Here is a 24,910-nt window from a genome sequence, read left to right on the forward strand (position 1 = left end):
CCCGTTCGACTAACGATGCTAGCCGACAGTACCCAGCACCTCGCCGCGGGCCACGGCGGCGCCCGGTTCCTGCCCGCCGCGCCGGAAGGTTCCGGCGGCGGACGCCACCACCACGGTTTCCATCTTCATGGCCTCCAGGACGGCAACGGGCTCGCCGGCGCCGACTCCGGCCCCGTCGCCGGCCACCCACTTGACCAGGTTCCCGCCCATGGGGGCGGTGACCTCGCCGTCCGCGTCGGCGCTGTCCGTGCCCGCGGAAGGTTCGACGGCGGCCCCTCCGCCATGGAGCAGGGCGTGGAAGACCTTGGCGGGCAGACCCAGTTGGACGGCCTTCCCGTCGATTTCGACAGTCAGGGTTTCGCGCCTGGCCAGGGGGCCCTGGGCACCGGTCTGCAGGGAGGCGGCCAGGCGGCCGGCGAACTCCGTTTCAATCCAGGTGGTGAACACGCCCAGCCGGTCCGGTGCGGTGAAGTCGGGATCCCGCACCACGGCGCGGTGGAACGGAAGGACGGTGGGGACGCCCTCGATCCGCAGCTCGTCCAGGGCGGCGCGGGCGCGGCGCAGGGCCTGCTGGCGGTCCTCGCCGTGGACAATCAGCTTGGCCATCAGGGAGTCGTATTCGGCAGGAATGACGGAGCCGGACCGGACGCCGGAATCAACGCGGATCCCGGCCCCTGTGGGCGCCTCGAACACGTCCACCGGTCCGGGGGCCGGCAGGAAGCCCCGGCCGGCGTCCTCGGCATTGAGCCGGAACTCGAACGCATGGCCGGTGGGTGCCGGGTCCTCGGTGACGGACACGGGCAGCCCGTCCGCGATGCGGAACTGCTCCCGCACCAGGTCGAGCCCGGACGTTACCTCGGTGACGGGGTGCTCCACCTGGAGGCGGGTGTTCACTTCCAGGAACGAAATCACGCCGTCGGGGGCCACCAGGTACTCCACCGTGCCGGCGCCGGTGTAGCCGGCCTCCCGGCAGATGGCACGCGCGGACTCATGGATCCGGGTGCGCTGTTCCGCGGTCAGGAACGGAGCCGGTGCCTCTTCCACCAGTTTCTGGTTGCGGCGCTGCAGGGAACAGTCCCGCGTGCCCACCACCACTACGTTCCCGTGGGTGTCGGCCAGGACCTGGGCCTCCACGTGCCGCGGCCGGTCCAGGAAGCGCTCCACAAAGCATTCGCCGCGGCCGAACGCCACGGTTGCCTCACGGACTGCGGAGTCGAAGGCGTCGTCGATGTCTTCCACCCGGTGCGCGATCTTGAGGCCCCGGCCGCCGCCGCCGAAGGCCGCCTTGATGGCCACGGGGACACCGAATTCCGCGGCAAAGGCGCGGACCGCGTCGGCGTCGGCTACCGGTCCGTCGGAGCCGGGGACCAGGGGCGCACCCGCACGGACCGCAATTTCGCGGGCGGTGACCTTGTTGCCCAGGCTGCGGATCGCGTCAGGTGAGGGGCCCACCCACGTAAGTCCGGCGTCGAGCACTGCCTGCGCAAAGTCGGCGTTCTCGGAAAGGAAGCCGTATCCGGGGTGGACGGCGTCGGCGCCGGACCGGGCAGCGACGGCCAGGAGCTTAGGGATGTCCAGGTAGGTCTCCGCGCTGGCCGAGCCGCCCAGCGCGTACGCCTCGTCGCTGAGGCGCACATGCAGCGCGTCCGCGTCGGGGTCCGAGTACACGGCCACGGACACCAGGCCTGCGTCGGTGCAGGCGCGGGCAATCCGGACGGCGATTTCACCGCGGTTGGCGATCAGGACTTTTTTCATCATTGCTTCTTTCGCGTGCTCGGAAGAGGGGCCGGGGGCTGCAGTGTTTCGGGGTCAACCTCCACGAAGCGCACGGTGGCGCCCGGAGGAAGCTGCGCTGCGGCAGGAAGGTCTTCGGGAATAACGGCGCCGATCACGGGATAGCCTCCGGTGACGGGATGGTCGGCCAGGAACAGGACGGGAAGGCCCGACGGCGGGACCTGCAGCGAGCCGGCCACCACGCCTTCGCTGGGGAGTTCTCCCTCTCGTGCCCGCTCCAGCGGGGTGCCGGCGTCGGCTCCGGGCGTGGACGGCCCGGTGCCGAGCCGGACGCCGATGCGGTTCGATTCGGCGGTCACGGTCCACGCCTGCCCGGTCAGGGCCTCATGGGAGCGGGGCGTGAACCAGTCGTGGCGGGGGCCGGTGGTGATGCGCAGTACCACGGGACTGCCGCCGGCGCCTGGTGAGAGGTCTGCCGGCAGGGCAGGCGGTTCGGCGTGGCCCACTGCCCGGGCGCTGTCCACGGCGCCGACGGGCAGCACCGTTCCGGCGGCCAGCGGGGCCGGGCCGATGCCCGACATCAGGTCGGTCGAGCGGCTTCCCAGCACGGGCGGAACATCAATCCCGCCGCGGACGGCGAGGTAGGTGCGCAGGCCTGCCTCCGGCACGCCGAGGTGGAGGCTTTCGCCGTCGTGCAGGGGGAAGGGGGCATACATCGGCGCCTGCCGGATGATGCCGCCCTCGCTGTCGCCGCCCTCGCTCCGGATGTCCGCCGCCGTGCCCGCGCCGCTGAGCGCAACCGTCAGCTCGCCCCGTGCCTGCACGGAAAGGCCGCCCATGACGTTTTCGATCACGGCATCGGTGGGCAGGTTTCCCACCAGCCGGTTCGCCTGGCGGGCGCTCGCAGTGTCTGCAGCGCCGGCCGGGGAGACTCCCAAATCGCCGAGGCCCGGCCGTCCGAGGTCCTGGATGAGTGCCTGCGGCCCGGGTGAGAGGACCTCCAGGGCGGGGCCGGCGGCAGGTGTTTGAGCAGCCGCGGCGTCAGCCTGGGTCCCGTCAGCCTGGTCCGTCTCAGTCCGGCTGAGCTGAATGAGCTCGCGCACCGCGACGTACTGGACGGTGGTGCCGGGGCGGACCAGGGCGGGCTGCTCGCGCTGGAGGTCCCACATGCGCGTGGCGGTATGCCCGATGAGCTGCCAGCCGCCCGGTGACCGCCGCGGATACACGGCCGAGAAGTTGCCGGCCAGGGCCACCGACCCGGCGGGTACGGCGGTCCGCGGGGTGCCGCGCCGGGGAACGTTCAGGGCGTCCGTTTCCCCCACAAGGTAGGCGAATCCGGGCGCGAACCCGCCGAAGGCTGCGGTCCACAGCTGGCCGGTGTGGGCGGCGACGACTCCCTCGGGACCCATGCCGGTGAGTTCGCCCACCTCCGCAAGGTCTTCGCCGTCGTACACCACCTCGATGCGCACCGGCGTGTCCTGGACGGCAGCGGCGCCTGCGGGCATGCTCCCAAGCCGTGCAAGGGGTCCGCGGGCAGCGCGGGCGCTGGCGCGGGAGTCGAAGACAACCAGCACGGTCCGGGCGGCAGCCAGCACATCGACCTGTCCCGCGGCGGGGTTGTCCCTGAGGCGGGAGTGCAGGGACAGCACTGCGTCAAGGGAGTCCAGCTCCAGGAGCAGGGCGCGGGGCCCGGCCCAGCGTATCTCCGGGGAACTCACACGAAGCTCCTGATGTCCACGCCGGCTGCTTCGAGTTCGCGGCGGACCGCGGCCGCCATGGATACGGCGCCGGCGGTGTCGCCGTGCAGGCAGATGCTTTCGGCGGAGGTTTTGATGGTGGACCCGTCCCTGGCAACGATGGTGCCCTCGGTGGCCAGCCGCACCATGTTGGCGGCAACAGCATCCTCGTCATGGAGGACGGCGCCGGGTTCGCGGCGGGACACCAGGGTTCCGTCCGGGTTGTAGGCGCGGTCCGCGAAGGCCTCGGCTACTCCGCGCAGGCCGGCTGCTTCGGCGGCGGCCAGCGCCACCGAACCCGGCAGCAGCAGCATCGGCAGGTCCCCGCCGAAGGCCTTGACCGCATCCACCACCGCCTGCGCCTGCACCTGGTGGGTCACGATGGTGTTGTACAGCGCCCCGTGGGGTTTTACGTAGCTGATCCGGCCGCCGGCTGCGCGGGCAATGCCTTCCAGGGCGCCCAGCTGGTAGAGCACGTCATCGGCGAGTTCCGTGGGGGAGCAGTCCAGGAAGCGGCGGCCGAAGCCCGCGAGGTCGCGGTATCCCACGTGGGCTCCGATGCTGATGCCGGCGGCGACGGCGTCGCGGCAGGTCCGGGCAATCGTGGAGGGGTCGCCGGCGTGGAAGCCGCATGCGATGTTCGCGCTGGAGACGGAGCGGAAGATGGCGGCGTCGTCGCCCATGGTCCAGTTCCCGAAGGATTCGCCGACGTCGCTGTTGAGGTCAATGGAGGCCATAGTGATTCTCGTCTCGTTGAAGTGGTCTCTTTAGGATGCACGAGAATCCAAGATTGTTCAACAATTTTGGCCAAACTGGTGCCCAGGGCACCTGCCCGGCCGCGCGTTCCTGCCACCGCATCCCACGCATGCAACAGAAGGAGCGGACGACGGCGGAACCTCCCGCCGTCGTCCGCTCCCCGTGGGCGGCAGGGTCAGTAAGCCTTGACGCGCTGTTCCACCACGAGGTGGACCAGGGCGAAGACGCCGTCCCGGTCGATGGCGGCAAGGGCGGCGTCCAGCGCGGCCGGAACGTCCCTGTCCTCGGTGACCGTGATGCCGAACCCGCCGAAGGCCCTGGCCATCAGGCCGAAATCGGGGTTCTTCAGCTGGGTCCCGGAGACCCGTTCCGGGTAGTGCCGTTCCTGGTGGGTGCGGATGGTGCCGTATTCCTGGTTGTCCATTACCACCACCAGCGGCGTGGCCCCGTACTGGGCGGCGGTGGCGAGTTCCTGCCCGTTCATAAGGAACTCGCCGTCCCCGGCGATGGTCACCACGCGGCGGCCGGGCTCGGCCAGCGATGCCGCGATGGCCGAGGGGACCGAGTAGCCCATCGAGCCGTTGCGGGCGCTGATCATGGAGGCGTAGCGGCGGGTGGGGAAATACCGGTGGGCCCAGTTGGTGTGCTCGCCCGCGCCGAAGGTCACCATCGCATCCTCCGGGAGCCGTGGCACCAGGTTCGCCATCAGGGTGTCCATCCGCGCCCGGCCCGGCGCGGGGGCTGCCGGAGGCAGGGCGGCGAACCGTTGCTGCTCGGTCCGCATCCTCGCGGTCCAGGCCTTCCACTCCTCCTTGGCCGGCAGGCTGATGCCGGCGAGGTCGCGGACGAAGGCGTCCGGCTTGGCCAGGATCTGCCGGGACACCGGCCCGGACCGGCCGCGGAGGGAGGGGTCGATGGTCACCAGGAAGTTCTCCTTGGTCCAGTCCTGCCGGCAGACGAATCCGTCCGTGATGACGTCCCCGGGGACGGTTCCCACAAACACCAGGAGGTCGGTTTCCTCCAGCAGGTCGTAGGTGGGGCGGGGACGGCCGTAGCCGATGGGGCCAACGTAGGAGGGTGAATCGAAGGACACCGTGCCCTGGGTCCGCCATTCAGCCGCGGCCGGGATGTGATGCTGTTCCAGCCAGCCGGTGAGCTGGTCTGCCGACTCCTGCGTCCAGTCGTTGCCGCCGGTGACGAAAAGCGGCTTGCTGGACGCCGCCAGGGCGGCTTCCAGGGCTGCGGCGTCGGTGCGGCTCATACCGCCGGCCGCTACCGGGATGGCAGGGTGCAGTGCCGGGTCAATCTGCTGCCGGATGATGTCCTCGGGCAGGCCCACCACCACCGGACCGGGCCGTCCGCTCATCGCGGCAAACATTGCCTCGGCCACGATCTCCGACGCCCGCTCCGCGTGGTCCAGGACCATAACGCGTTTTGCGCCGGTATCGAACCAGGCCTTGATGTCGAACTCCTGGAATGCCTCCCGGTCCCGGTGCGCGAACGGGATCAGGCCCACGAACAGCAGCATGGGGGTGGAGTCCTGCCAGGCGGTATGCAGCCCCACATGGGCGTTTGCCGCGCCGGGCCCCCGGGTCACCATGGCGATGCCCGGGCGCTGGTTCATCTTTCCGTCCGCCTCGGCCATGTAGGCGGCGCCGCCCTCGTGCCGGCAGACGATGGTTTCGATGCTGGAACTGTGCAGGCCGTCCAGTACGTCCAGGAAACTCTCGCCCGGCACCACGAAGGTGCGGTGCACCCCGTGCGCCACCAGAGAATCGACGATGACGTGCCCGGCCGATTTCAGTGCCGGCGGGGTGGCCTGGGGTGCGGGCGGCCGGCCCGGCTTCTGGCCGGCGCCAGCAGGGTGTACGACGGCGGCAGGCTGGGTGGGGGATGCGGCTGGGGTTGCTTCGGTTTCCGTTGTCATGGGCTTTCTTTGGCGGTTCGGACGGTTTGGTGGAGGTGGTCTTTATCTGAAGGTGGTTGCGGGCGGGTTGGCGATGACGGGGGAGAGTCCGGTGTGGCCTCCGCGGGTTTGGGCGATTTCGCGGATGCGGGTGCGGCAGGCGTACCAGCCGGCGATCATGAGGGCGGAGGCGATGGCGGTGACGAGCATGGTGAGGGGGGAGTCGATGAAGACCATGGTGAGGACGCCGGCGAGGAAGAGCAGGGAGAGGTAGCCGGTGTAGGGGGCGCCGATCATGCGGAAGGAGGGGCGTTCCAGCCAGCCTTTGTCTGCCCAGCGTTTGAGTTGGAGCTGGCACAGGACGATGGTGGCCCAGGTCATGATGATGCCCACGGAGGCGACGTTGAGGACGATTTCGAAGGCCTGGGCGGGGACGAGGTAGTTCAGGGGGACGCCGAGGAGGGACACGCCGGCGGTGATGGCGATCCCGCCGTAGGGGACGCCGGCTTTGTTCATGCGGGAGGCGAAGCGGGGTGCGGAGCCGTTGACGGACATGGAGCGCAGGATCCGGCCGGTGGAGTAGAGCCCGGCGTTGAGGGAGGACAGGGCGGCGGTGAGGACGACGAGGTTCATGATGACGTCCACGCCCTGGATGCCGATGGAGCCGAAGAAGGTCACGAAGGGGCTGACGCCTTTTTCGTAGGAGGTGTAGGGCAGCAGCAGGGCCAGGAGGATCACGGAGCCGACGTAGAACACGGCGATGCGGAACACCACGGAGTTGATGGCTTTGGGCATGATCTTTTCCGGGTTTTCGGTTTCGCCCGCGGCGGTGCCGACGAGTTCGATGGAGGCGTAGGCGAACAGGACGCCCTGCATGAGGATGATCATGGGCAGCAGGCCGTTGGGGAAGATCCCGCCGTTGTCTGAGAGCAGGCTCAGGCCGACCTGTTGGCCGTCCACGGGGGTGCCGAAGATGACGAAGTAGGTGCCATCCGCTGCTATGGCATCCTTGCCAAGATCCTGGATATTGCTGTGAAGGACCGGCGCCTTTCCTCGAATGTCGCCAGGGGGGTGAAGATGCCTAGGAAGGTCAAGAAGGAGCATGTCTATCTGACCCATCAACAGGTGCACGACCTTGCCGCCGAAGCGAAACACGGCACTTTGGTTCTGGTCCTCGCCTACACCGGCCTCCGCTGGGGTGAAGTCACGGCGCTCCGGGTCAAGGACGTAAATCCTATGCGCCGTCGTCTCAACGTCGTTCTAAACGCCGTCGAGGTCGGCAGCAAGATCGAGGTCGGTACTCCCAAGACGCACAAGAAGCGCACCGTCCCGTTCCCGGCGTTTCTGGCTGACGCGCTCGCAGTGCAGATGGCCGGGAAGCACCCTGATGATCTGTTGTTCCCTGGCGACGACGGCAAGTACATGAAGCGGGGCGGTACAAGCCAGACAAGCAGGGGCTGGTTCGTAGGTGCGCTTGGCCGCGCTGGTCTCGAACGGATGACGGTCCACGATCTCCGCCATACTGCCGCATCGCTGGCCATCTCGGCGGGAGCGAACGTGAAAAGCGTTCAGGCGATGCTGGGTCACGCCTCCGCAACAATGACGCTGGACACCTACGCTGACCTGTTCCCGGATGACTTGGACGCTGTGGCCGTCGCGCTCGATGCCGCTGCATCACAACAGGTTGCGCTCAAAGTGCGCTCACGAGACTGAATTACAAAAAGCGAAGGCGCCTACTTCGCTGTGTTATCAACGATGTAGACGCCTTCTTACTTGGCGGTGACGGTGGGATTTGAACCCACGTTGGCTTTGACACCAAACAACATTTCGAGTGTTGCACCTTCGGCCGCTCGGACACGTCACCAACCTCAATAGGGTACCGGAGCAAGGCGTGCATCCCCAAAACGGGATTGTCGGGAGGAGCTCCCGCTGCCCTGGCAAAGAGGCCGGAAAAAGATTTTCACAATTCTTTTCAGCCGGGGTGCACCGGGCCCCTTAAATGTCAGACCCTCGCATGAAGATGGATTTATGGAAGGCAATCCGGTGGTGGTGGAGGCAGAGGCGTTTGTTGATGCTTCGGTGGCTGCTTTCACGGCCGTGCTCAGCGGCGCTGCTGTTGCCGGTACGACCGGTTCTGGGATGGCTGTTTCCGGTCCGGGTGCCGCTGGACCTGGTGCTGACGCTTGCGGGGTTGGTGATGATCCGTTGCAGCGGGTTGCTGATAATGCGTTGGATGTTCTTGCGGGGGTGGCGCGGTCGGAGGCGAAGCTGGCGGCGGTGAAGGCGCGGGCGGTTCAGGTGCTCGCTGCTGCCACGAGTGTGGTGAACGGTCCGCCGTCCTCGCCGCAGGAGGCCACGGCCCAGGACCGGAGCCTGGTGGCCGAGGTCGGGTGTGCGCTGGTGATTGGTGACCGTGCCGCCGGTGCCTTGTTGGCCGAGTCCCATGCCCTGGCCACGGCCCTGCCCCGGACCCTCGCCGCGTTGGGGTCCGGGACGATTTCCTGGGCCCATGCCCGGGAAATGGTGGACCAGGCCGTGGGGCTTGACCGGGCCGGGGCCGCCGCCCTGGAGGCTCACTTCCTGGATCCGGACACGCCACGGCCGGCCGGTGCGGCGACGATGGGGGAGATGCCGGCGTACCGGTTCAAGGCCAAGGCCCGGACGTGGCGGGAACGCCACCATCCCGAGTCGCTGGAGAAGCGCCATGCCAAGGGGGCGGCGGACCGGCGGGTGGAATACCGGCCTGACCAGGACGGCATGGCCTGGCTCTCGGCTTGTTTGCCCGCGCACCAGGCGCTGGCAGGCTGGAACCGCCTTAACGCTCTCGCGCGGGCCGCACAAGGACCCAACGAACCCCGCACCCTCACCCAAATCAGGACCGACAAATTCGCCGAAGCCATCCTCACCAGCGGAACCAGTGCAACCTTCCATGCAGACAACAGTGCAGGTAACGGCGAGGAAGCAAGCGACAGCGGCGGAGCCGGCGCAGGAACCGGTGCTGGCCTGCTTTCCCCGGGGATCCGGGCCCAGGTCCTGGTCACCGTGCCGGTGTTCTCGCTGATGGGCCTGACGGAGGAGCCGGCGGTGCTGGACGGGTTCGGCCCCATCCCAGCCTCGATGGCACGGAACCTGGTTGCACACGGAGCAGACTCCTTTCACCGCGTCCTGGTCGACCCGCGGGACGGGGCACCACTGGAAATTGGGCGCACCAGCTACCGGGTCACCAAGGCCATGCGGAGCTGGCTGCGGATGCGGGACGGCCGGTGTCCGTTCCACGGCTGCAGCAACAGCTCGTTGGATAATGAGGCAGACCACCTCCTCGCCTGGCATGACGGCGGGACCACCGGGATCAGCAACCTCGGACAGCCCTGCCCGAAACACCACAGACTGCGGCACACCAGCGGCTGGAAACCAACACCAGCCACCAAGAATCAACCACCCGGCTGGACCTCACCCACCGGCCGCCAGTACAAAAGCGAACACCAGGACTGGGAACCACCCCACTGGCCCCATTCTGTCCTGTCGGCCTCCGTGGCAGAGCTCAGGATCCCTGATGATCTTTCCGAGGCCGTGCCTCCGCCTGATGAACTCCCGCAGCGGCGCCAGTTTCCGGGCTACCTCTCCGAAGTCAGGGCTTCTGCCGACGATCTTGCCTTCGAGAGCCTGTTTCCCCACGACGAGTTTCCCGAGGACACCTTTGCTGACTGGTTCCTGCCCGGATACCGGCAGCCGAAGGACCCGCTGTCCGAAGAGGCCTGGTGGGTGTTGGCTGGCGAAGGAGTTCCTGCCGCCCCCTGATGGAGGGCGCGGCGGGGTGACGGCCATCTGCTGGCGGCCACGGAAGAGCATTACGGTTCTGTTCCGAAAGGGCAGTACGGTTCCCTTTCGGAACAGCAAGACGATTCCCGTTCTGGCGGCAATTGCGCAGGCCTTCACCCACAAGGGGACCATCCAACTTTCGCGGTACACGCCAGGAGGGCTAGATTCATCAGCAAGATGACTCATCAAACCAGTCCCACGCACGCAACCGCCTACTGGACAACGGCCAAGGAACACGGCGAGCTGCGGACTGAGGACCTTCCCGCGCCCGGCCCAGGCGAAGCCCTGGTGCGTACCCTCTACTCCGGGATCAGCAAAGGCACCGAGATGGTGGTCCACGCCGGCGCAGTCCCGCCCCGGGTGGCCCAGGAGATGCGGGCTCCCCACCAGGAGGGTGAGTTCCCGGGGCCGGTGAAGTTCGGATACCTGTCCGTGGGTGTCGTCGAGGAAGGGCCAGAAGGTTGGCCGGGGCAGCGCGTCTTCTGCCTAAACCCCCATCAGGACCGCTACGTGGCAGCCGTCAGTTCACTCACCAGGATCCCCGACGACGTCCCCTCCTCCCGCGCAGTGCTCACCGGAACGGTGGAAACTGCGGTCAACGCACTGTGGGAGGCCGGCCCGCGCCTGGGAGACCGGGTCGCGGTGGTGGGCGCAGGCCTTGTGGGCGGCATGGTGGCCACCCTTCTGAGGACCTTTCCCCTGGAACGCCTGCAACTCGTGGACCTCGACCCGGGACGGAAAAAACTGGCGGGCATCCTTGGCGTCGACTTTGCCCATCCGGATGACGCCCTCGCCGACTGCGACATCGTATTTCACTGCTCGGCCTCGCAGGAGGGATTGGAGCGGAGCCTGCAGCTTGCCGGTGATGAAGCGGACGTCATCGAAATGTCCTGGTACGCCAACCGCGGGGTCACCCTGCCGCTGGGGGAGGACTTCCACGCCCGGCGCCTGTCCATCAGGGCAAGCCAGGTGGGAGTGGTGGCACGGGCGCGCAGGCACCGCAGGACCAACGCCGGCCGCCTGAACCTCGCCGTCTCCCTGCTGAAGGATCCAGTCTTCGACGTGTTCCTCACCGGCACGTCGCCGTTCGCCGAACTGCCGGGCGTGGTGCAGGACCTCGCTGACGGCAACCTCGACGCCTTGTGCCACGTCATTGAGTACCCCGGCGACGAAACCCCCGAAACCCCCGAAAATCCCAGGAACCCCGCCCGAGAAGACCAGAGGTAAACCATGTTCAGCCTGACTGTCCGACGCCACTTCATGATCGCCCACAGCCTTCCGCGCAAGGTTTTCGGGCCGGCCCAGGCCCTGCACGGGGCAACGTTCGTCGCGGAGGTGAGCTTCCGCCGTCGGACGCTCAACGACGACGCGATCGTGCTGGACATCGGCGCGGCCGGGACCATGATCGAGGAGGTTCTGGCAGGCCTGAACTACCGGAACCTGGACGAGCACCCCGATTTCGCGGGCAAGCTCAGCACCACGGAAGCGCTGGCGGAATACGTTGCCACGTCCGTGGCGGAAAAGCTGAAGGATGACGACGACGGCGGCCAGCTCGCCGGGATTGACGTCACCCTGCGCGAGAACCCGGACGCCTGGGCCACCTACTCGCTGGACCTTCCAGCCGCCTGATCCCATGGACCGCATCCGCCTGCTGGTTCCGGGCAACATCCACCATCATTCCGGGGGAAACATCTACAACGCCCGGCTGGTGCAGGGGCTGAAGGCGCTGGGAGTGGACGTCGAGGTGCTCCCCGTCGAAGGCTCCTGGCCTTACGCCGGCACTCACGCCCGACGCCGCCTGGGCAGCCTCCTCGGGGCGTGGGAAACCGGGAGCGAAGCGGAACAACCCGATACCGTGACCATTGTCGACGGGCTCATCGCCATGGGCACGCCGGATGAGCTCGAATTCGCGGCCAAGGCCGGACGACAAACATGGGTGCTGGTACATATGCCTGCCCCGGCACATCACGAGCGTGAAGCACGGTCCCTCCGGGCTGCCACCGGTGTGGTGTGCACCAGCACATGGGCCCGCAAAGTCCTGGAAGAACGCCACGGACTCCATGGGCTCAAGGTCGCACTCCCAGGCACCGACCCTGCGCCGTTGGCCGAGGGGTCCGCGCCGCCCCACATGGTCATAGTGGCCGCGCTCCTGCCCAATAAGGACCAGCTGCTCACGGTCTCCGCGCTGGCACTGCTCCAGGACCTTGAGTGGACAGCGTCGTTTGTCGGGTCAGACCAGGCAGACGGGGATTACGCACAAAAGGTTAAAGCCGCAGTAGAAATGCACGGAATGGACGGGCGGATCCAGTTCACCGGTGAGCTGGCCGGTGAAGCACTGGAAAACGAATGGCGTGGGGCGGACCTCAGCCTCCTGGTGTCCCGTGCCGAGGCGTTCGGCATGGTGGTCACCGAATCACTCGCCCGGGGGATCCCCGTGGTGGTGCGCGATGGCACGGGCGCCGTCGAGGCCTTGCGCCTGGGAATGGCGGGGAAGGACGACGACGGCGGCGCGGTTCCGGGAGCGAAGGTAGCCTTCCCGGCGGATGATGATCCTGCAAATCCCGCCCTGCTGGCCCAGGCACTTCGGCGCTGGCTGGAAGATGCCGGGACCCGGGATGCCTGGCGGGCACGGGCCCTGGAGGCACGAGGCGTCCTGCCGGGCTGGGAACAGCCAGCGGCCCACGTGCTGGCCGCAATCAGGGGGTGACGCTGACAGCCTGGGGCATGAATCAGAGCCGCGAGCGGTGCCCGGCGAAGAACTCACGCAGCAAGGCGGCGCACTCGGCCTCGCGCACGCCCGGATACACCTCAACCCAATGGTTCAGGCGCCGCTCACGGAGAACATCGAACACCGACCCCGCAGCTCCTGCCTTCTCGTCCCAGGCGCCGAAGACCACCCGGGGGATTCGTGCCAGGACAATCGCGCCGGCGCACATGGCACAGGGTTCAAGGGTCACCACCAGCGTGCAGTCGGCGAGCCGCCAGCCGTCTCCGCTGCCGCCGTCGAGCAGGGAAACCTGGCGCAGCCGTTCCGCCGCCTCGCGGATGGCAACCACCTCGGCGTGCGCGGTGGGGTCGCCCAGCTCCTCCCGCTGGTTCCGCCCGGAACCCAGCACGGAGCCGTCGGGCCCAATCACCACCGCTCCGATGGGCACGTCCTCGGTATCGAGGGCGCGCCGGGCCTCGGCGAGGGCAAGGCCCATCCACGCGTGGTGTTTCTTATCTGCGGAGACCATGGCTCAATGATAGTTTCGAAGGATACCCAGAGCCCGTGACGCACATCCGCCGGGAGGCACAGTGAGCACAGTCCGAGACCGCGTGGACAAGTGGATCAAGCCGTACGCCGCCTTGTGGCTGACCATGATCATCGGCGGGACGCTGGTGATCGCCATGGCGCTCCTGGGTGCCGAGGTCTACTCGGATGTCGTGGACGAGGAAGGCCTGGCCAGCCTTGATATTCCTGCGCTGGAATACTCACAGTCCTTGCGGAACCCGGAGATGGACGCCTTCGCCACAGGATTCACCAACGTCGGCGGCGGGATCGGCATGCCCATCCTGGCGAGCATCCTCACAGCCTGGCTGACCTTCCTGAGCAGGACATGGCGGCCCATTGTCCTGGTGGGCGGGGCAGCCCTGGTCTCCACCCTGGCCACCACCCTGGGCAAGCGGCTTGTCGGCAGGACCCGTCCTGACCACTCCGAGGCCGTCCCGCCCTTCGAGACCTCGCCGTCGTTTCCCAGCGGCCACACCCTGAACACCACCGTGGTGATCGGGGTCCTGATCTACCTCATGTGCCTGCAGTTCCAGGTGCTCTGGGCCAGGATTGCGGCCATCACCGTGGGGACGATCTTCATTATCGCCATGGGCCTGAGCCGGGTCTTCCTGGGGCACCACTGGATGACGGACGTGATGGCGGGCTGGTTCCTGGGGCTGGCGTGGGTGGGCATCGTGATCCTGGCCCACAGGCTGTTCCATGTGATGCGGCGGCGCGAACACGCGGGCCCGGCACCCACCTTCGAACATCCGGTCCTGCGCGAGGACCAATCCGGAGACGCGGAAAGCACCACCGGTACCGCCCCGACGGCGAACGGCGGCGGTGCCCCGCCAAGGGTCGACGACGGCGCTTCCCAGTCGGGCACGGGCGGCGGACGGCAGGGGAGCGGCCCGGCGGCCGGGTGATAGTTTTGACCCATGCGCACTCTCGTTGTGGACCACCCGCTGGTCGCCCATAAGCTCACCGTCCTGCGGGACAAGAACACTCCGTCCCCGGTTTTCCGGCAGCTGACGGAGGAACTGGTGACCCTCCTTGCCTATGAGGCCACGCGAGAAGTCCGCACCGAGCCCGTCACCATCGAAACCCCCGTCAGCACGACCGTGGGCACCGCGTTCACCAAGCCCACCCCGCTGGTGGTTCCCATCCTTCGGGCAGGCCTGGGCATGCTGGAGGGCATGACCAAGCTGGTCCCAACCGCTGAAGTGGGCTTCCTGGGCATGGCCCGTGACGAGGAAACCCTGGACATCATCACCTACGCCGAGCGCCTCCCCGAGGATCTCACCGACCGGCAGATCTTCGTGCTGGATCCCATGCTTGCCACCGGCGGAACACTGCGCGAAGCCATCAAGTTCCTGTTCAAGCGCGGCGCCTCGGATGTCACGTGCATCTGCCTGCTCGCCGCGCCGGAGGGCCTGGCCAAGCTGGAGGAAGAACTCTCCGGCGCAAACGTCACCATTGTCCTGGCGTCCATCGACGAGAAGCTCAACGAAAAGTCCTACATCGTTCCGGGCCTGGGCGACGCAGGCGACCGCCTGTACGGCATCGCAGGCTAGGACTCAAGCCTTTCCCGCTTCCCAACACAAGGCTTAGCCTGTGCGCATGGACTGGAAACTGGAACTCGTTTTTGTGCCCGTGTCCGATGTGGACCGCGCCAAAGACTTCTACGTCAACAAAGTGGGCTTCAACGCCGATTTCGACGAGCGGCCCAGCGACTCCATCAGGTTCGTGCAGCTGACCCCGCCAGGGTCTGCCTGCTCCATCTGCATTGGGGAAGGGCTCACGGACGCGCCTCCCGGCACAGGCTCAAACCTGCAGCTCGTGGTCGATGACATCCAGGCCGCCCACGCTCAGCTGAAGGCCAACGGGGTGGAGGTCAGCGATGTGGACGTGCAGGACTGGGGCCATTTTGTGTACTTCGCCGATCCCGACGGGAACCGGTGGGCGGTCCAGTACATCCCGGGCCGGGACGCACTGGACCGCGAGGGGCACGCTGCTTCGGTTTAGTACCAGTTGTTGGCGTAGTGGAAGTTCAGTGCTCCACACGGGGACTGGTAGCGCTCCTGGATGTAGTTCAGGCCCCAGTTGATCTGCGTACGGTAATTGGTGAGGTAGTCGGCGCCCGCGCTGGCCATCTTCTCGGCAGGCAGGGACTGCACAATGCCGTAAGCGCCGCTGCTCGGGTTGGTGGCCGTGGTGGTCCAGTCTGATTCCTTGGTCCACAGGGTCTGCAGGCACTGCATCTGGTCGGCGGCCCAGCCGTAGGAGGCCAGCTGGCCGGCAGCGTAAGCCTGTGCCCCTGCGGGGTCGTTGACCGCGACGACGGGCGCAGGCTCCGGAGCGGGCGCCGGTGCCGGTGCGGGTTCAGGCGCCGGGGCCGGCGCGGGTGCGGGCTCGGGAGCGGGAGCAGGGGCCGGTTCGGCTGCCTGCGGTACCACGTTGATCGGCTCAGCTGCAGGAGCGGGAGCCGGGTTCGCCTGGATTTCGCTCTTTTCGATGCTCAGTTTCGACTGTGCCTCAACCGCCTGAGTCTGCGTGGCTGCCACCTGCACTGCGGTGTCGGTAGCCTGGCCCGCGGCTCCAACGCCTACAAGGAGGGCGCCGGACGCTGCGAGGATGGCAGCGCGCTGGCCGAAGGACGGGGTTTTGCCTGACGTGCGCGGGGCGCGGGCTTCAGGGCCTGGTTTCGGGCGTGCTTTACTAAGGAACTTAGACATGATGGATCGCCTCTCACACCTGCGGAGTTAGCTGTCGGGTTCGGATGAGGGCATCCGGCCACACGGAAAAATCACGTGCTGGCTTAACCCCAAGGGCAGTTGAATGCCCGGGACTGTTGGGTCCCCCGCCTCTGCCTATGCTCAAGCGGAATCCGGGAAGCGGCAGAGCTTGGCGTCATCCGGATATGCGGCCCGAACGGGAACCGCACCCAATCGACGGTACAGGAGTGCAGCGCTTAAGTCACATTTTGGTAACAGGGATCACGCTAGCGGCGCGCCGTCTTGCGCCTGAACTTGCGGCAGTGGGAGCTGGAGCACGAACCGGGTGCGGCCGGGCTGTGATGTCACCGTGACCTTGCCCCCGTGGGCCTCAACAATGGACTCCACGATGGAAAGCCCCAGGCCGCTTGTTCCTTCCGTGCCGGATGCGCCAGGCCCTTCGCTCTTGCCTGTCCGGGCCGCGTCTGCGCGGGCGAACCGTGCGAAGACCTGGTCCACGAACTCCGGCGGAATGCCCCCGCCGTCGTCCGTTACCGTTACCACCGCGGCACCCTCCGGCGTCTTCCCCACCCCGGTGACCACGGTGGTCCCCGGCGGCGTGTGCTTGCGCGCGTTGGACAGCAGGTTCATCAGCACCTGCCGCAGCTGGGACGGATCCCCGTTCATCACAACGGGCTCGTCGGGGAGCTCCAGTCGCCAGGTGTGCCCGGGCGCCATGACCTTTTCGTCGCTGACGCCTTCCACCACCAGCTGGTTCAGGTCCACCTCGCTGAGCTTCAAAGGCTGTCCCTCATCAAGCCGCGCCAGCAGCAGCAGGTCCTCCACCAGTGCCGTCATCCGCTGGGACTGGCTTTGCACCCTGGCCAGCGACTTTTCCCCGTCAGGAGTGAAGTGTTCCGTCATCCGCATCAGTTCCGTATAGCCGCGGATGGCCGTCAGCGGCGTGCGGAGCTCATGGGAAGCGTCCGCCACGAACTGCCGGACCTTGGTTTCGCTCTTCTGCCGCGCCTGCAGCGCGTTGGCCACGTTGTCCAGCATCAGGTTCAGCGCATGGCCCACGCTGCCCACCTCCGTTGCGGGATTGGAGTTCGACGGCGGCACGCGCACCGCAAGCGCCACCTCGCCGGCATCCAGCGGCAGCTGTGAAACGCGGGTGGCAACCTCGGAAAGCTGCTCCAGGGGCTTCATGGTGCGGCGGATCAGGACCGTTCCCACCAGGCCGATCAGGAGAAGTCCGCCCAGGGAGACAAAAACGAACGTCCACACCAGGGATGCGAGCGTGCTTTCCTTGGCGGCCAGGGGAAGTCCTGTCACCAGGACGTCACCGAAGCTGGTCTGGATGGCCAGCAGCCGGTAATCGCCGGTGGACAGCGTCCTGTCCACCGGCTGCACGTTGGCGGGCAGGGCCAGCAGGACCTGTTTGTCCTCCGTGGACAAGGGGGAGCGCGTGGTATTCGAGGTGAGGAAACCGCCGCTGTTGACCTGGCCGTTGAGGATCCGGGCGTTGAGGGTTCCGACGCTTTGGCCGCGGGCGTCCAGGGGATCCCTGCCGTTGAAGCCGCCCGAGGGAGGGCGGCCGGGATCGTTGGAACGGTCTGCGGCCTGGCTTAGCTGGTCATCGAGTTGCCGGGTGAGGAACGCGTCCATCGAGGCATAGCTCGCCACGCCCACCGCCCCGCAAATGGCGATCAGCAGGGTCATGGCCAGGAGGACAAGGCGGGTCCGCAGGTGCCAGGTGCCGGGCTTCAGCCAGCTCGGGGGCTGCGGCTCCGTACTGTGCGCTGACGCCATCGCTTTCCTACTCCGCCGGCTTGATGACGTACCCGGCGCCCCGCACGGTGTGGATCATCGGCGGGTGGACGGCGTCCACCTTCTTGCGCAGGTAGGAAATGTAGAGCTCCACGATGTTGGCCTGGCCGCCGAAGTCGTAGTTCCAGACCCGGTCCAGGATCTGCGCTTTGCTGATGACGCGTTTGGGGTTTTCCATAAGGTAGCGGAGCAGCTCGAACTGGGTGGCCGTCAGCTGGAGCTCTTCCCCGGCGCGGGTCACCTCACGGGTGTCAACGTTGAGGACCAGGTCTCCCACCACCAGCTCGGCGGTGTCCATCGCGGCCACGCCCGACCGCTGGACCAGGCGGTGCAGGCGAAGCAGTACCTCCTCCATGCTGAACGGCTTGGTGACGTAGTCGTCCCCGCCGGCCGCGAGGCCAACGATCCGGTCCTGGACGGCGTCCTTTGCGGTGAGGAACAGGGCGGGAACCTCGGGCGCGAAGGCGCGGATCCTGCCCAGGACCTCGACGCCGTCGAAACCGGGGATCATGACGTCAAGGACCAGGACATCCGGCCGGAAGTCTTTGGCCATTTTCACTGCCCCGGGACCGTCGGCGGCAACTGCCACGGACCAGCCGGCCATGCGGAGGCCCATGCTCATGAGCTCGGAGAGGCTCGGCTCGTCATCCACCACCAGGGCCCTGATGGGGGAGCCGTCCGGATGAGTGAGCGTGGGGAGGTTGTTTGTCATGGAGTGGGAGGTGGCCATGGAACAACTCTCCGATCATTGGTTTAAGCCCGGCTATGGCTTTCCTGTGCGCAAGCTGTGAATCCCAGCCTAGCGAGCTGGATGCGTGGAGGGTCCCAAGCGTGTAATCCCCGCGTCCGCGGCCGCCCGGACGCGGACGTTCAAACGGCGGCATATCGGGCTTCGGTATGCCCAACCATCAGCTCCGAACACAATTTTTTCTGTCCAAAAGCGGGGGCGGCTGGACACGCCACCATGGTGAAGAGCGAGATTCCGCTATCAGACGCTCTGGTGAACGGATCAATCGCAGGACGCTCTTTGGTCGAACAAAATTCTGTAGACCACGTGGAGAAAGGCAGAACGCCGGATAACAAGCGTTATTTTTTACAGCGTCCAGAATTGTGATTTGGAACACTATCGCGGAATTTGTCTCATTATGCGGACGATCGCGTCCATTGTTACTTGCAAGTTGCCATTGTTACGCTGCACACTTCCAATGTGAACAAGAACTCAACAGCACCTGCAGCCGCAGAATATTGGCCCAGCACATCCGCTGCTGCCGACATGCGCTGTTGTCGAATGCACGCCTGACCTTCCCACCCTCCGAAGTTCTTAGGCATTCGCCCCCAGCCCAGCGTCGGGCGCCCCTCCCCAGTTCGCATTGCGGGGATTCCCAGCATTCGGGCCGCGATGACGGCCATTCACATTGAGGTAAGCATTCCATGTCAGTTGCATCCGGATACGTCCACATTTCTGTCCGTAACGCCGCCAAGGCCGGCCAGCCCTCGGGCCTCCGCCCCGGGTTTGGACCGCGCCCCGCCCTGGCGCCATCATCATCTGGAAGCAGCTTCCCCTCCCAGGGCTACGCGCCGCAGGGCTTCAACCCCAGCTCCTACGGGCAGCTCCGGGCGGTCCAGCCCGCAGAGGCGGCACCCATGACCGTCCCCACTCCCGTGGTGGCCGGTCCGAATACCGTCCGGCCCGTAGCCAACGACAACGTTGCCCGTGGTTTTGTCCTCTACATGGGCATTGACGAGGAGACGGCGGCAGCGGCCGGAACCTCCATCGCCAAGCTGGCCCAGGAGATCCGCGCCTACGCCCAGTCCCTCGTGTCCGGTGCCGAAAGCTACGCAGCAGTTGCCGTTGCCCCCGCCGGCACACCCGGTTCCGCGCTCGACGTCGTCCGTTCCACCTTCGGTGACCCCACCGTCAACGCCCGCCAGCGCACGGAGGCCCCGCGTCCGTCGCAGGCACAGGAGCCGCGTCCGTCCGGCGTCCTGATCGACCTGGCCCGCCGCGAAGTCCACCTGGACGGCGAGTCGCTCAACCTGACGTTCAAGGAGTTCGAGCTCCTGAACTACCTCGTGGAGAACGGCACCCGCACCGTGGGGCGCGACGAACTCCTTGAGGGGCTGTGGCGCAACGCCGAAGAGGTGCCCAACGAGCGCACCATCGACGTCCACATCCGCCGGCTCCGCTCCAAGCTGGGCCGCCTTGCCAACACCGTGCGCACAGTCCGCGGCCAGGGGTACCGGTTCTACGAGCACCCCGAAGTTGTTGTCTGGGCCGCTCCCGAATACTCGATCTAGCACTACCCCTGCCGCCTTCCCGGGGGGGGCATGTGCCCCCGCGGCTCGTGGCATGTTCGCTAGGCTTGGGCCATGAGTGAGCACCATCTTCGACGGCTTGTGATCATGCGGCATGCCAAGGCCGACTGGCCGGGCGGGGTGGCTGACCACGAGCGTCCGCTGGAGGAGCGGGGCCACCGCGAGGCGCCGCTTGCCGGCCGGTGGCTGCTCAAGCACAACATTGTGCCGGACTTCATCCTCTGCTCCAGTGCCCTTCGCACCCGGCAGACCTGCACGTGGGTGTGCTCAGAGCTGGGGGACAAGGCCCCCACGCCCAAGCTTGAGGACGGGCTGTACGCTGCGTCGGCGCTCCGGATGCTGACGGTCATCAACCATGTCCCGGATACAGTCACCACGCTGATGCTGATCTCGCACCTGCCCGGAGTGCAGGACCTTGCCATGCACCTGGCCTCACGCGATTCCGACCACGACGCCTACATGGATGCCGCCACCAGGTACCCCACCAACGCCCTCACAGTCCTTGAGACTGAAAAGTCATGGGCGGAGCTGGACGGACAGGACGCGCGCATCACAAGGTTCAAGGTCCCCGGCGCGCACTGACTCGAGCACCAACCAAGGCTTTGGCGGCGATCCTGCCGCCCGGGGTCAGCGCCGGGGCGCGGACTTGGCTCTTGGGGTCAGCGCCGGGGCGCGGACTTCGCGCCCCCTGCCGACGACGGGTTCCTGGCCGGAGGGGCCGACGACGACGGCCGCCTGGCAGGGACGGAAGGCACCCGCGCGGGTGCGCGGAGGCCGCCTTCGCCCTTGATGCCTGTGCCTGCTCCGCTTGTGCGTGCTGCCGGCCTGCGCTGGGCCGTTCCCTTGGCAGCCGGGCGGGCCGCCGTCGTCGTGCGTCTGTTCCCCGCTGCGCCCCTGCCGGGCCTGCCCTGCGTTTGCCTGCCCTTGCTGGCCGCGGTGCGCAGCCGCCGCCCCCGCGGCCAGGCCGCGCCGAGGAACAGGACGCAGAGTGTTGCCACGGCTGCAGCGGCAGCGCCGAAAAAGTAGTTGTCCGGGTCGCCGGTGGGGAGCGGCGTGCCGAAGACCGAGGGCTCTCCGGCAAAGGCCAGCTCCCACGTGCTGACAAACGCGAGGGAGAAGGCCACGGTAAAGCCGGTACCGGCACCGGCAGCCAGCAGGGCGATGCGGCGCCCCCGGTTCAGGATTTCGATAAGGCACGCCAGGCACGCCAGGCACGCCAGCGCCAGGGCACCGAGGAACGCCACGAACACCGGCTCGGCGAGCGTCATCCCGGTCAGCACCAGCAGGCCGGCCGCAACAATGCCGGCAATGACCGCGAACTTTCCGCTTTTCCCCATACGCTCCATCATCCCCGAGGACCGGGCTGCTGCAGCACGTAGCCGCGCATGAAGGCCATGATTGCCGCAACGCTTTGGTCACGGGTGCGTTCAGGGTGGTACGTCTGGCGGTCGAGCCCCACAACAAAGCAGGCACCGAAGATTGCTGTTTCAAGGCTGCCCCGCGGAACGGTGCTGTCCACGGGGTAGGCCTGAGCCACCCTTTCCACTGCCTCCCCAATCACGGCCAGCAGCTCGCCCCGCAGGACAGCGAACGTGCCCTGCCACTCGCTGGGCGTCCGCCAGTTCTCGCTGACCCAGAGCCGGGCAAAGGACGGGTACTCGGACATGAAGTCCAGGGCCTGCCCGATCATTGCCTCCATCGCGAGCAGGGGGTCCCCGGACACGGCGGTGGCTGCCCCCTGGGCCGCGGCCTCCTGGCCCGGCGCCTCCTGCAGGCGTGCCTTCAGGATGTCCACCCCGTGGCGGAGCAGCTGCGCAATGAGCTCCGATTTGCTGCCGAAGTTGTAGTAGACGGTCCCCTTGGAGACGCCCGCGGCAGCTGCGATCTCGTCAACGGTGACCCCCGCTGCGCCCCGCTCGCCGATGAGTTCCATGGAGGCGTCGAAGAGTTTCTGGCGGGTGGCGGTGGTCCTGGCGGGTCGAAGGGTCCTCACTGGCCCCGGCGGTCCGGCGTTCATACCGCGATCTCGGGCTTCAGCGTCTTCAGTGTCCAGTACTTGTTCCTTCGAACGGCCAGCGTGGACATGGCCACACCCAGAGCGGTGTAGCCCGCCAGGCCCAGGACGGTGGGAGCGATCATGGACAGGTCAGCGCCATAGATGAGGTGCCTCATGCCGGTCACTACGTAGCCCATGGGGAGGATTTCATGCGCCGCGTGGAGCGGCTGCGGCGTGGTCTGCCAAGGGAACGTGCCGCCCGAGGACACCAGTTGCAGGACCAGCAGAATGAGCACCACGAGTTTGCCCGGCGATCCAAGCAGCGCAACAACGCCCTGGATGATCGCGCTGAAGGCCATGGCGGCCGCAAGCATGAACAGCCACATCAGCACCGGATGCGCGGGGTTGAGGCCCAGGGCAAGGTTTACCACCAGGGTGAGGAGGCTCGCCTGCACCACAGAAACCGCCAGGAAGGGCAGCCAGCCGCCAACCGCGATCTTCCAGGACGGGGCATTGGAGGCCAGCGCCCGCTGGGTAATGGGACGCATGGCCTGGACCAGCATGAAGATGCCGATCCACAAGGCGAGGGTGAGGAAGAACGGCGCCAGCCCGGCACCGTAGGATTCCGCCTTGGCCTGCGAGACGTTGCTGACCGCAACGGGGTCGGCCATGACGCGGGACAGGTTGCTCTTCTGGGCATCATCCGGGTTGGGCACCTGCCCGGCGCCCTTGCCGATCTCATCCGCCAAGGTCCGCGAACCGTCCGCCGCCGTGACGGTGCCGTCCGCCAGCCGGGCCGCCCCGTCGTCTACCTGGCGGGCTCCGTCCGCCAGCCGGCCTGCGCCGTCGAGGGCCGCCTGCCCTCCGGTGGCCAGCGCGGCCGCGCCGGTGTGGAGCTGGTCGGCGCCGGAGGAAGCCTGGGAAACGGCGTCCCTCAGGGCGGGCGTGCCCGCAGCAAGCTGGGCAGCGCCGGTACTCACGGCTTCGGCTCCGGAGGCCAGCTGCTGGATCTGTGCCGCATCTGCCTGGATCTTCGTCCTGGCGGCTGCCACCGGGCTCGAACCGGCCGCGGCGTCAAGATCCGCCACGATCCTGTCCGCCTGCTCCTGGGTCAGGACGCCTTCGGCCATGAGCCTGCTGTTCGATTCCACCACCCATGCCCGGAGGCCCTGGTCAGCGGCATCCAGCTGGGCTGCGACATCCTGCACTTTGGCGTTCAGCTGTGCGTTTCCGGCAGCCACCTGTGCCGCCCCCGCAGCCAGCGTCTGGGAGTCCGTGGGCAGGGTGGCGGTCTTTTCCTTGAGCGTGGACAGGCCGCTGCTGAGCTGGCCCGCGCCGTCGGTCAGCTGGCTGGCTCCATCCCGGAGTTTCACCTGGCCCGCGTACAGCTCGCCGGCTCCGCTGCTCAGGGCTGAGGTGCCGTCGTGGAGGGTGGCAGCCCCGTCCCGAAGGTCGGCCACACCGTCGGCCAGGTGGCCGGCGCCGTCCGCTGCCTTGACCATTTGGGAGTGGATGGTCCCGAAGCCCGTCAGCAGCTGGTTTGCCGTTTCCTCGCCTACCTCGGTGGCCACCGTGCTGTGCACAGCGGTGGTGAGTTTATCCACGATGGTGCTCAGCAGGTAGTTGTTGGCATCGTTGGTGGTGACGTTGAGCATGGCCTGGCTGGCGGAATCAAAGCTGCCGGGGGATACCAGGTTCGCCGAAAAGTCCTCCGGAATCTTCAGGGCGAAGGCGTAGTCCCCGCTGCTGACCCCCTGGTCCGCCTCCTGTGTTGTGGCCACCGGGATCCAGTGGAAAACATTGCCATCCACCAGGCTCTCTGCCACCTTTGCCCCGGCTTCAAGGCGTGTGCCCTCGCTGGTTGTGGCACCTGCATCCTCCACCACCAGGGCCGCATCGAGGTTGTCCAGGTTGCCATACGGGTCCCAGTTTGCGTACAGGTACACCGCCCCGTACAGCAGCGGGACCATGGTCAGCGCAAGGATGGTGAGTTTGGGCATCAGCCCGGCGGTCATGCGCTTAAGTTCGGAGCGGGCCAGCCGCAGTACCGTCACGTGGCAACCTCGGTTTCGAGTTCAGTGGTGTTTACGGCATCCGGTTCCCTGCCATCCCCATGCGCGGGCAATTCACCCGTGGGGCTTTCAAGGGGGACCGCATTGCCAATAGCGGCGGCGGGTCCGTCCCACGAGGGCGGGAGGGCGCCGACGGTGGCGACGACGGCGAGCGGCCGTCCGGCGTCGAACGCCAGACGCTGCAGCCTTGGCAGCCATTCAGCGGCGTCGGCGGTGTGCCGGTCAGGGGAGTCGACCACCAGCATGTCCGTGTGCGGGTTAGCCAAGGCAAGCGCAGTCAGGAGTTCGAGCCGCCGGGCAGGGTCCAGCTGTTCCGTCCAAGAGTCCGCGATGTCCTCGAAGCTGTTCACCTTCAGCCAGGGGCCGCTCACCAGGGCGCCCCGGTAGCGGCGCGGGATCAGGGCCAGGTCTTCGGTAACCAGGTCGCGCACGCTGAGGTGTTGTTCGGGCTCGTTGACGCCGGGGGAGTCCACCAGGGCGCTCGCAAGCCGGCGCGCCTTGAGCCGCTCGCTGCCGTCCCAGCTGACGAGCCCTTCGGACGGCTTCATTCTCCCGCTGAGGAGCAGGGCGAGCGCCGTCCGGTGGTCCTGCCGCCCGCCGGTCACCAGCAGGAGTTCGCCGCGCCGGACGTGGAGTGAGGTTGCCGGAAGGAGGGGATCCCTGCGGCCATGGGCAGAGAGCCGTTGTGCTGAGAGCAAGGGTGGCCTTTCGCGGAATGCATCTGCTCTCAGCCTAACCAAACTGACCAGTCAGTTCAAATAAGCCCTCTAGGCCGGTA

General features: G+C 67.1%; 22 protein-coding genes, 1 tRNA gene, 1 pseudogene and 1 riboswitch. Of the genes and pseudogenes, 10 read left to right on the forward strand and 14 right to left on the reverse strand.

All coding sequences use genetic code 11. The features are described 5' to 3' along the window. Positions 1 to 18: 18 nt before the first annotated feature. From AC4BCK_RS03775 to AC4BCK_RS03795, 5 genes and pseudogenes are all read right to left on the reverse strand, one after another. Positions 19 to 1,755 carry an acetyl/propionyl/methylcrotonyl-CoA carboxylase subunit alpha gene (locus AC4BCK_RS03775; protein ID WP_174180082.1) on the reverse strand — a complete coding sequence of 579 codons (1,737 nt, stop codon included), beginning with the start codon at positions 1,753 to 1,755 and terminating at the stop codon, positions 19 to 21. Beyond that, a complete protein-coding gene (locus AC4BCK_RS03780) occupies positions 1,755 to 3,452 on the reverse strand; it encodes a 5-oxoprolinase subunit B/C family protein (RefSeq protein WP_251421804.1) in 1,698 nt (565 codons plus the stop codon). The genes AC4BCK_RS03775 and AC4BCK_RS03780 overlap by 1 nt, the downstream gene beginning before the upstream one ends. Further along, complete coding sequence (locus AC4BCK_RS03785; protein WP_366277964.1) at positions 3,449 to 4,207, reverse strand: LamB/YcsF family protein; 759 nt, start codon at positions 4,205 to 4,207, stop codon at positions 3,449 to 3,451. Before AC4BCK_RS03785 ends, AC4BCK_RS03780 begins: the two co-directional genes overlap by 4 nt. 194 nt (positions 4,208 to 4,401) lie before the next feature. Next, a complete protein-coding gene (locus AC4BCK_RS03790) occupies positions 4,402 to 6,153 on the reverse strand; it encodes a thiamine pyrophosphate-dependent enzyme (protein WP_490566593.1) in 1,752 nt (583 codons plus the stop codon). Next, a pseudogene (locus tag AC4BCK_RS03795) lies at positions 6,150 to 7,122 on the reverse strand (amino acid permease); the annotation flags it as partial. The gene AC4BCK_RS03790 and the pseudogene AC4BCK_RS03795, both read right to left, overlap by 4 nt. An 87-nt stretch (positions 7,123 to 7,209) precedes the next feature. Between AC4BCK_RS03795 and AC4BCK_RS03800 the strand changes: the two are divergent. Then, entirely contained in the window at positions 7,210 to 7,845 is a 636-nt protein-coding gene (locus AC4BCK_RS03800; protein ID WP_363958551.1) for a tyrosine-type recombinase/integrase, read from the forward strand. Positions 7,846 to 7,906: 61 nt separating this feature from the next. Here AC4BCK_RS03800 and AC4BCK_RS03805 read toward each other — a convergent pair. Next, positions 7,907 to 7,996, reverse strand: a tRNA-Ser gene (locus AC4BCK_RS03805). Between the two features lie 164 nt (positions 7,997 to 8,160). Here AC4BCK_RS03805 and AC4BCK_RS03810 point away from each other — a divergent pair. The 4 genes from AC4BCK_RS03810 (at position 8,161) to AC4BCK_RS03825 (ending at position 12,658) form a co-directional block, all read left to right on the forward strand. Next, the gene (locus AC4BCK_RS03810) at positions 8,161 to 9,930 is read left to right on the forward strand and encodes an HNH endonuclease signature motif containing protein (protein ID WP_490566594.1); all 1,770 of its coding nucleotides are present in this window, start codon (positions 8,161 to 8,163) and stop codon (positions 9,928 to 9,930) included. A gap of 198 nt (positions 9,931 to 10,128) precedes the next feature. Then, positions 10,129 to 11,178, forward strand: coding sequence for a zinc-dependent alcohol dehydrogenase (locus AC4BCK_RS03815; RefSeq protein WP_364321159.1), 1,050 nt, complete (start codon positions 10,129 to 10,131; stop codon positions 11,176 to 11,178). Positions 11,179 to 11,181: 3 nt separating this feature from the next. Then, entirely contained in the window at positions 11,182 to 11,580 is a 399-nt protein-coding gene (locus AC4BCK_RS03820; protein ID WP_174181259.1) for a 6-pyruvoyl trahydropterin synthase family protein, read from the forward strand. A gap of 4 nt (positions 11,581 to 11,584) precedes the next feature. Then, positions 11,585 to 12,658: a glycosyltransferase family 4 protein gene (locus AC4BCK_RS03825; RefSeq protein WP_490566595.1), complete on the forward strand. Its 1,074-nt coding sequence runs from the start codon at positions 11,585 to 11,587 to the stop codon at positions 12,656 to 12,658. Between the two features lie 22 nt (positions 12,659 to 12,680). On the opposite strand, the gene tadA is transcribed toward AC4BCK_RS03825, so the two are convergent. Further along, the gene (gene tadA, locus AC4BCK_RS03830; protein WP_174181255.1) at positions 12,681 to 13,187 is read right to left on the reverse strand and encodes a tRNA adenosine(34) deaminase TadA; all 507 of its coding nucleotides are present in this window, start codon (positions 13,185 to 13,187) and stop codon (positions 12,681 to 12,683) included. Between the two features lie 61 nt (positions 13,188 to 13,248). Between tadA and AC4BCK_RS03835 the strand changes: the two genes are divergently transcribed. The 3 genes from AC4BCK_RS03835 to AC4BCK_RS03845 are packed head-to-tail and all read left to right on the forward strand — an operon-like array spanning position 13,249 to position 15,229. Beyond that, the gene (locus AC4BCK_RS03835) at positions 13,249 to 14,130 is read left to right on the forward strand and encodes a phosphatase PAP2 family protein (protein WP_363938440.1); all 882 of its coding nucleotides are present in this window, start codon (positions 13,249 to 13,251) and stop codon (positions 14,128 to 14,130) included. A 12-nt stretch (positions 14,131 to 14,142) separates the two neighbouring features. Then, the gene (gene upp, locus AC4BCK_RS03840) at positions 14,143 to 14,778 is read left to right on the forward strand and encodes a uracil phosphoribosyltransferase (RefSeq protein ID WP_013599856.1); all 636 of its coding nucleotides are present in this window, start codon (positions 14,143 to 14,145) and stop codon (positions 14,776 to 14,778) included. Between the two features lie 46 nt (positions 14,779 to 14,824). After that, a complete protein-coding gene (locus AC4BCK_RS03845; RefSeq protein WP_490566596.1) occupies positions 14,825 to 15,229 on the forward strand; it encodes a glyoxalase superfamily protein in 405 nt (134 codons plus the stop codon). Here AC4BCK_RS03845 and AC4BCK_RS03850 read toward each other — a convergent pair. From AC4BCK_RS03850 to AC4BCK_RS03860, 3 genes are all read right to left on the reverse strand, one after another. Continuing rightward, positions 15,226 to 15,939, reverse strand: a complete 714-nt coding sequence (locus AC4BCK_RS03850) for an aggregation-promoting factor C-terminal-like domain-containing protein (protein ID WP_490566597.1) — start codon at positions 15,937 to 15,939, stop codon at positions 15,226 to 15,228. The genes AC4BCK_RS03845 and AC4BCK_RS03850 overlap by 4 nt on opposite strands. Before the next feature lie 5 nt (positions 15,940 to 15,944). Next, positions 15,945 to 16,107: riboswitch (cyclic di-AMP (ydaO/yuaA leader) on the reverse strand. 93 nt (positions 16,108 to 16,200) lie between these two features. Further along, positions 16,201 to 17,730: a sensor histidine kinase gene (locus AC4BCK_RS03855; RefSeq protein ID WP_490566598.1), complete on the reverse strand. Its 1,530-nt coding sequence runs from the start codon at positions 17,728 to 17,730 to the stop codon at positions 16,201 to 16,203. Positions 17,731 to 17,737: 7 nt separating this feature from the next. Then, positions 17,738 to 18,478: a response regulator transcription factor gene (locus AC4BCK_RS03860; protein ID WP_174181247.1), complete on the reverse strand. Its 741-nt coding sequence runs from the start codon at positions 18,476 to 18,478 to the stop codon at positions 17,738 to 17,740. A gap of 701 nt (positions 18,479 to 19,179) precedes the next feature. Between AC4BCK_RS03860 and AC4BCK_RS03865 the strand changes: the two genes are divergently transcribed. Both AC4BCK_RS03865 and AC4BCK_RS03870 read left to right on the forward strand, forming a co-directional pair. After that, complete coding sequence (locus tag AC4BCK_RS03865; protein ID WP_104189022.1) at positions 19,180 to 20,046, forward strand: winged helix-turn-helix domain-containing protein; 867 nt, start codon at positions 19,180 to 19,182, stop codon at positions 20,044 to 20,046. 72 nt (positions 20,047 to 20,118) lie between these two features. Beyond that, on the forward strand, positions 20,119 to 20,646 hold the full coding sequence (locus AC4BCK_RS03870) for a SixA phosphatase family protein (RefSeq protein WP_366285578.1): 528 nt from the start codon (positions 20,119 to 20,121) through the stop codon (positions 20,644 to 20,646). 77 nt (positions 20,647 to 20,723) lie between these two features. Here AC4BCK_RS03870 and AC4BCK_RS03875 read toward each other — a convergent pair whose 3' ends face one another. The 4 genes from AC4BCK_RS03875 to AC4BCK_RS03890 are packed head-to-tail and all read right to left on the reverse strand — an operon-like array spanning position 20,724 to position 24,830. Continuing rightward, the gene (locus AC4BCK_RS03875; protein WP_490566599.1) at positions 20,724 to 21,401 is read right to left on the reverse strand and encodes a hypothetical protein; all 678 of its coding nucleotides are present in this window, start codon (positions 21,399 to 21,401) and stop codon (positions 20,724 to 20,726) included. 8 nt (positions 21,402 to 21,409) lie between these two features. Next, positions 21,410 to 22,081 (reverse strand): TetR/AcrR family transcriptional regulator, encoded by a 672-nt coding sequence (locus AC4BCK_RS03880; protein ID WP_174181243.1) that lies wholly within the window; start codon positions 22,079 to 22,081, stop codon positions 21,410 to 21,412. Continuing rightward, complete coding sequence (locus tag AC4BCK_RS03885) at positions 22,078 to 24,114, reverse strand: YhgE/Pip family protein (RefSeq protein WP_490566600.1); 2,037 nt, start codon at positions 24,112 to 24,114, stop codon at positions 22,078 to 22,080. Before AC4BCK_RS03885 ends, AC4BCK_RS03880 begins: the two co-directional genes overlap by 4 nt. Beyond that, positions 24,111 to 24,830 (reverse strand): P-loop NTPase family protein, encoded by a 720-nt coding sequence (locus AC4BCK_RS03890; protein ID WP_246256477.1) that lies wholly within the window; start codon positions 24,828 to 24,830, stop codon positions 24,111 to 24,113. Before AC4BCK_RS03890 ends, AC4BCK_RS03885 begins: the two co-directional genes overlap by 4 nt. Between the last annotated feature and the right edge of the window lie 80 nt (positions 24,831 to 24,910).

This window comes from Pseudarthrobacter sp. As-47, assembly GCF_058215595.1.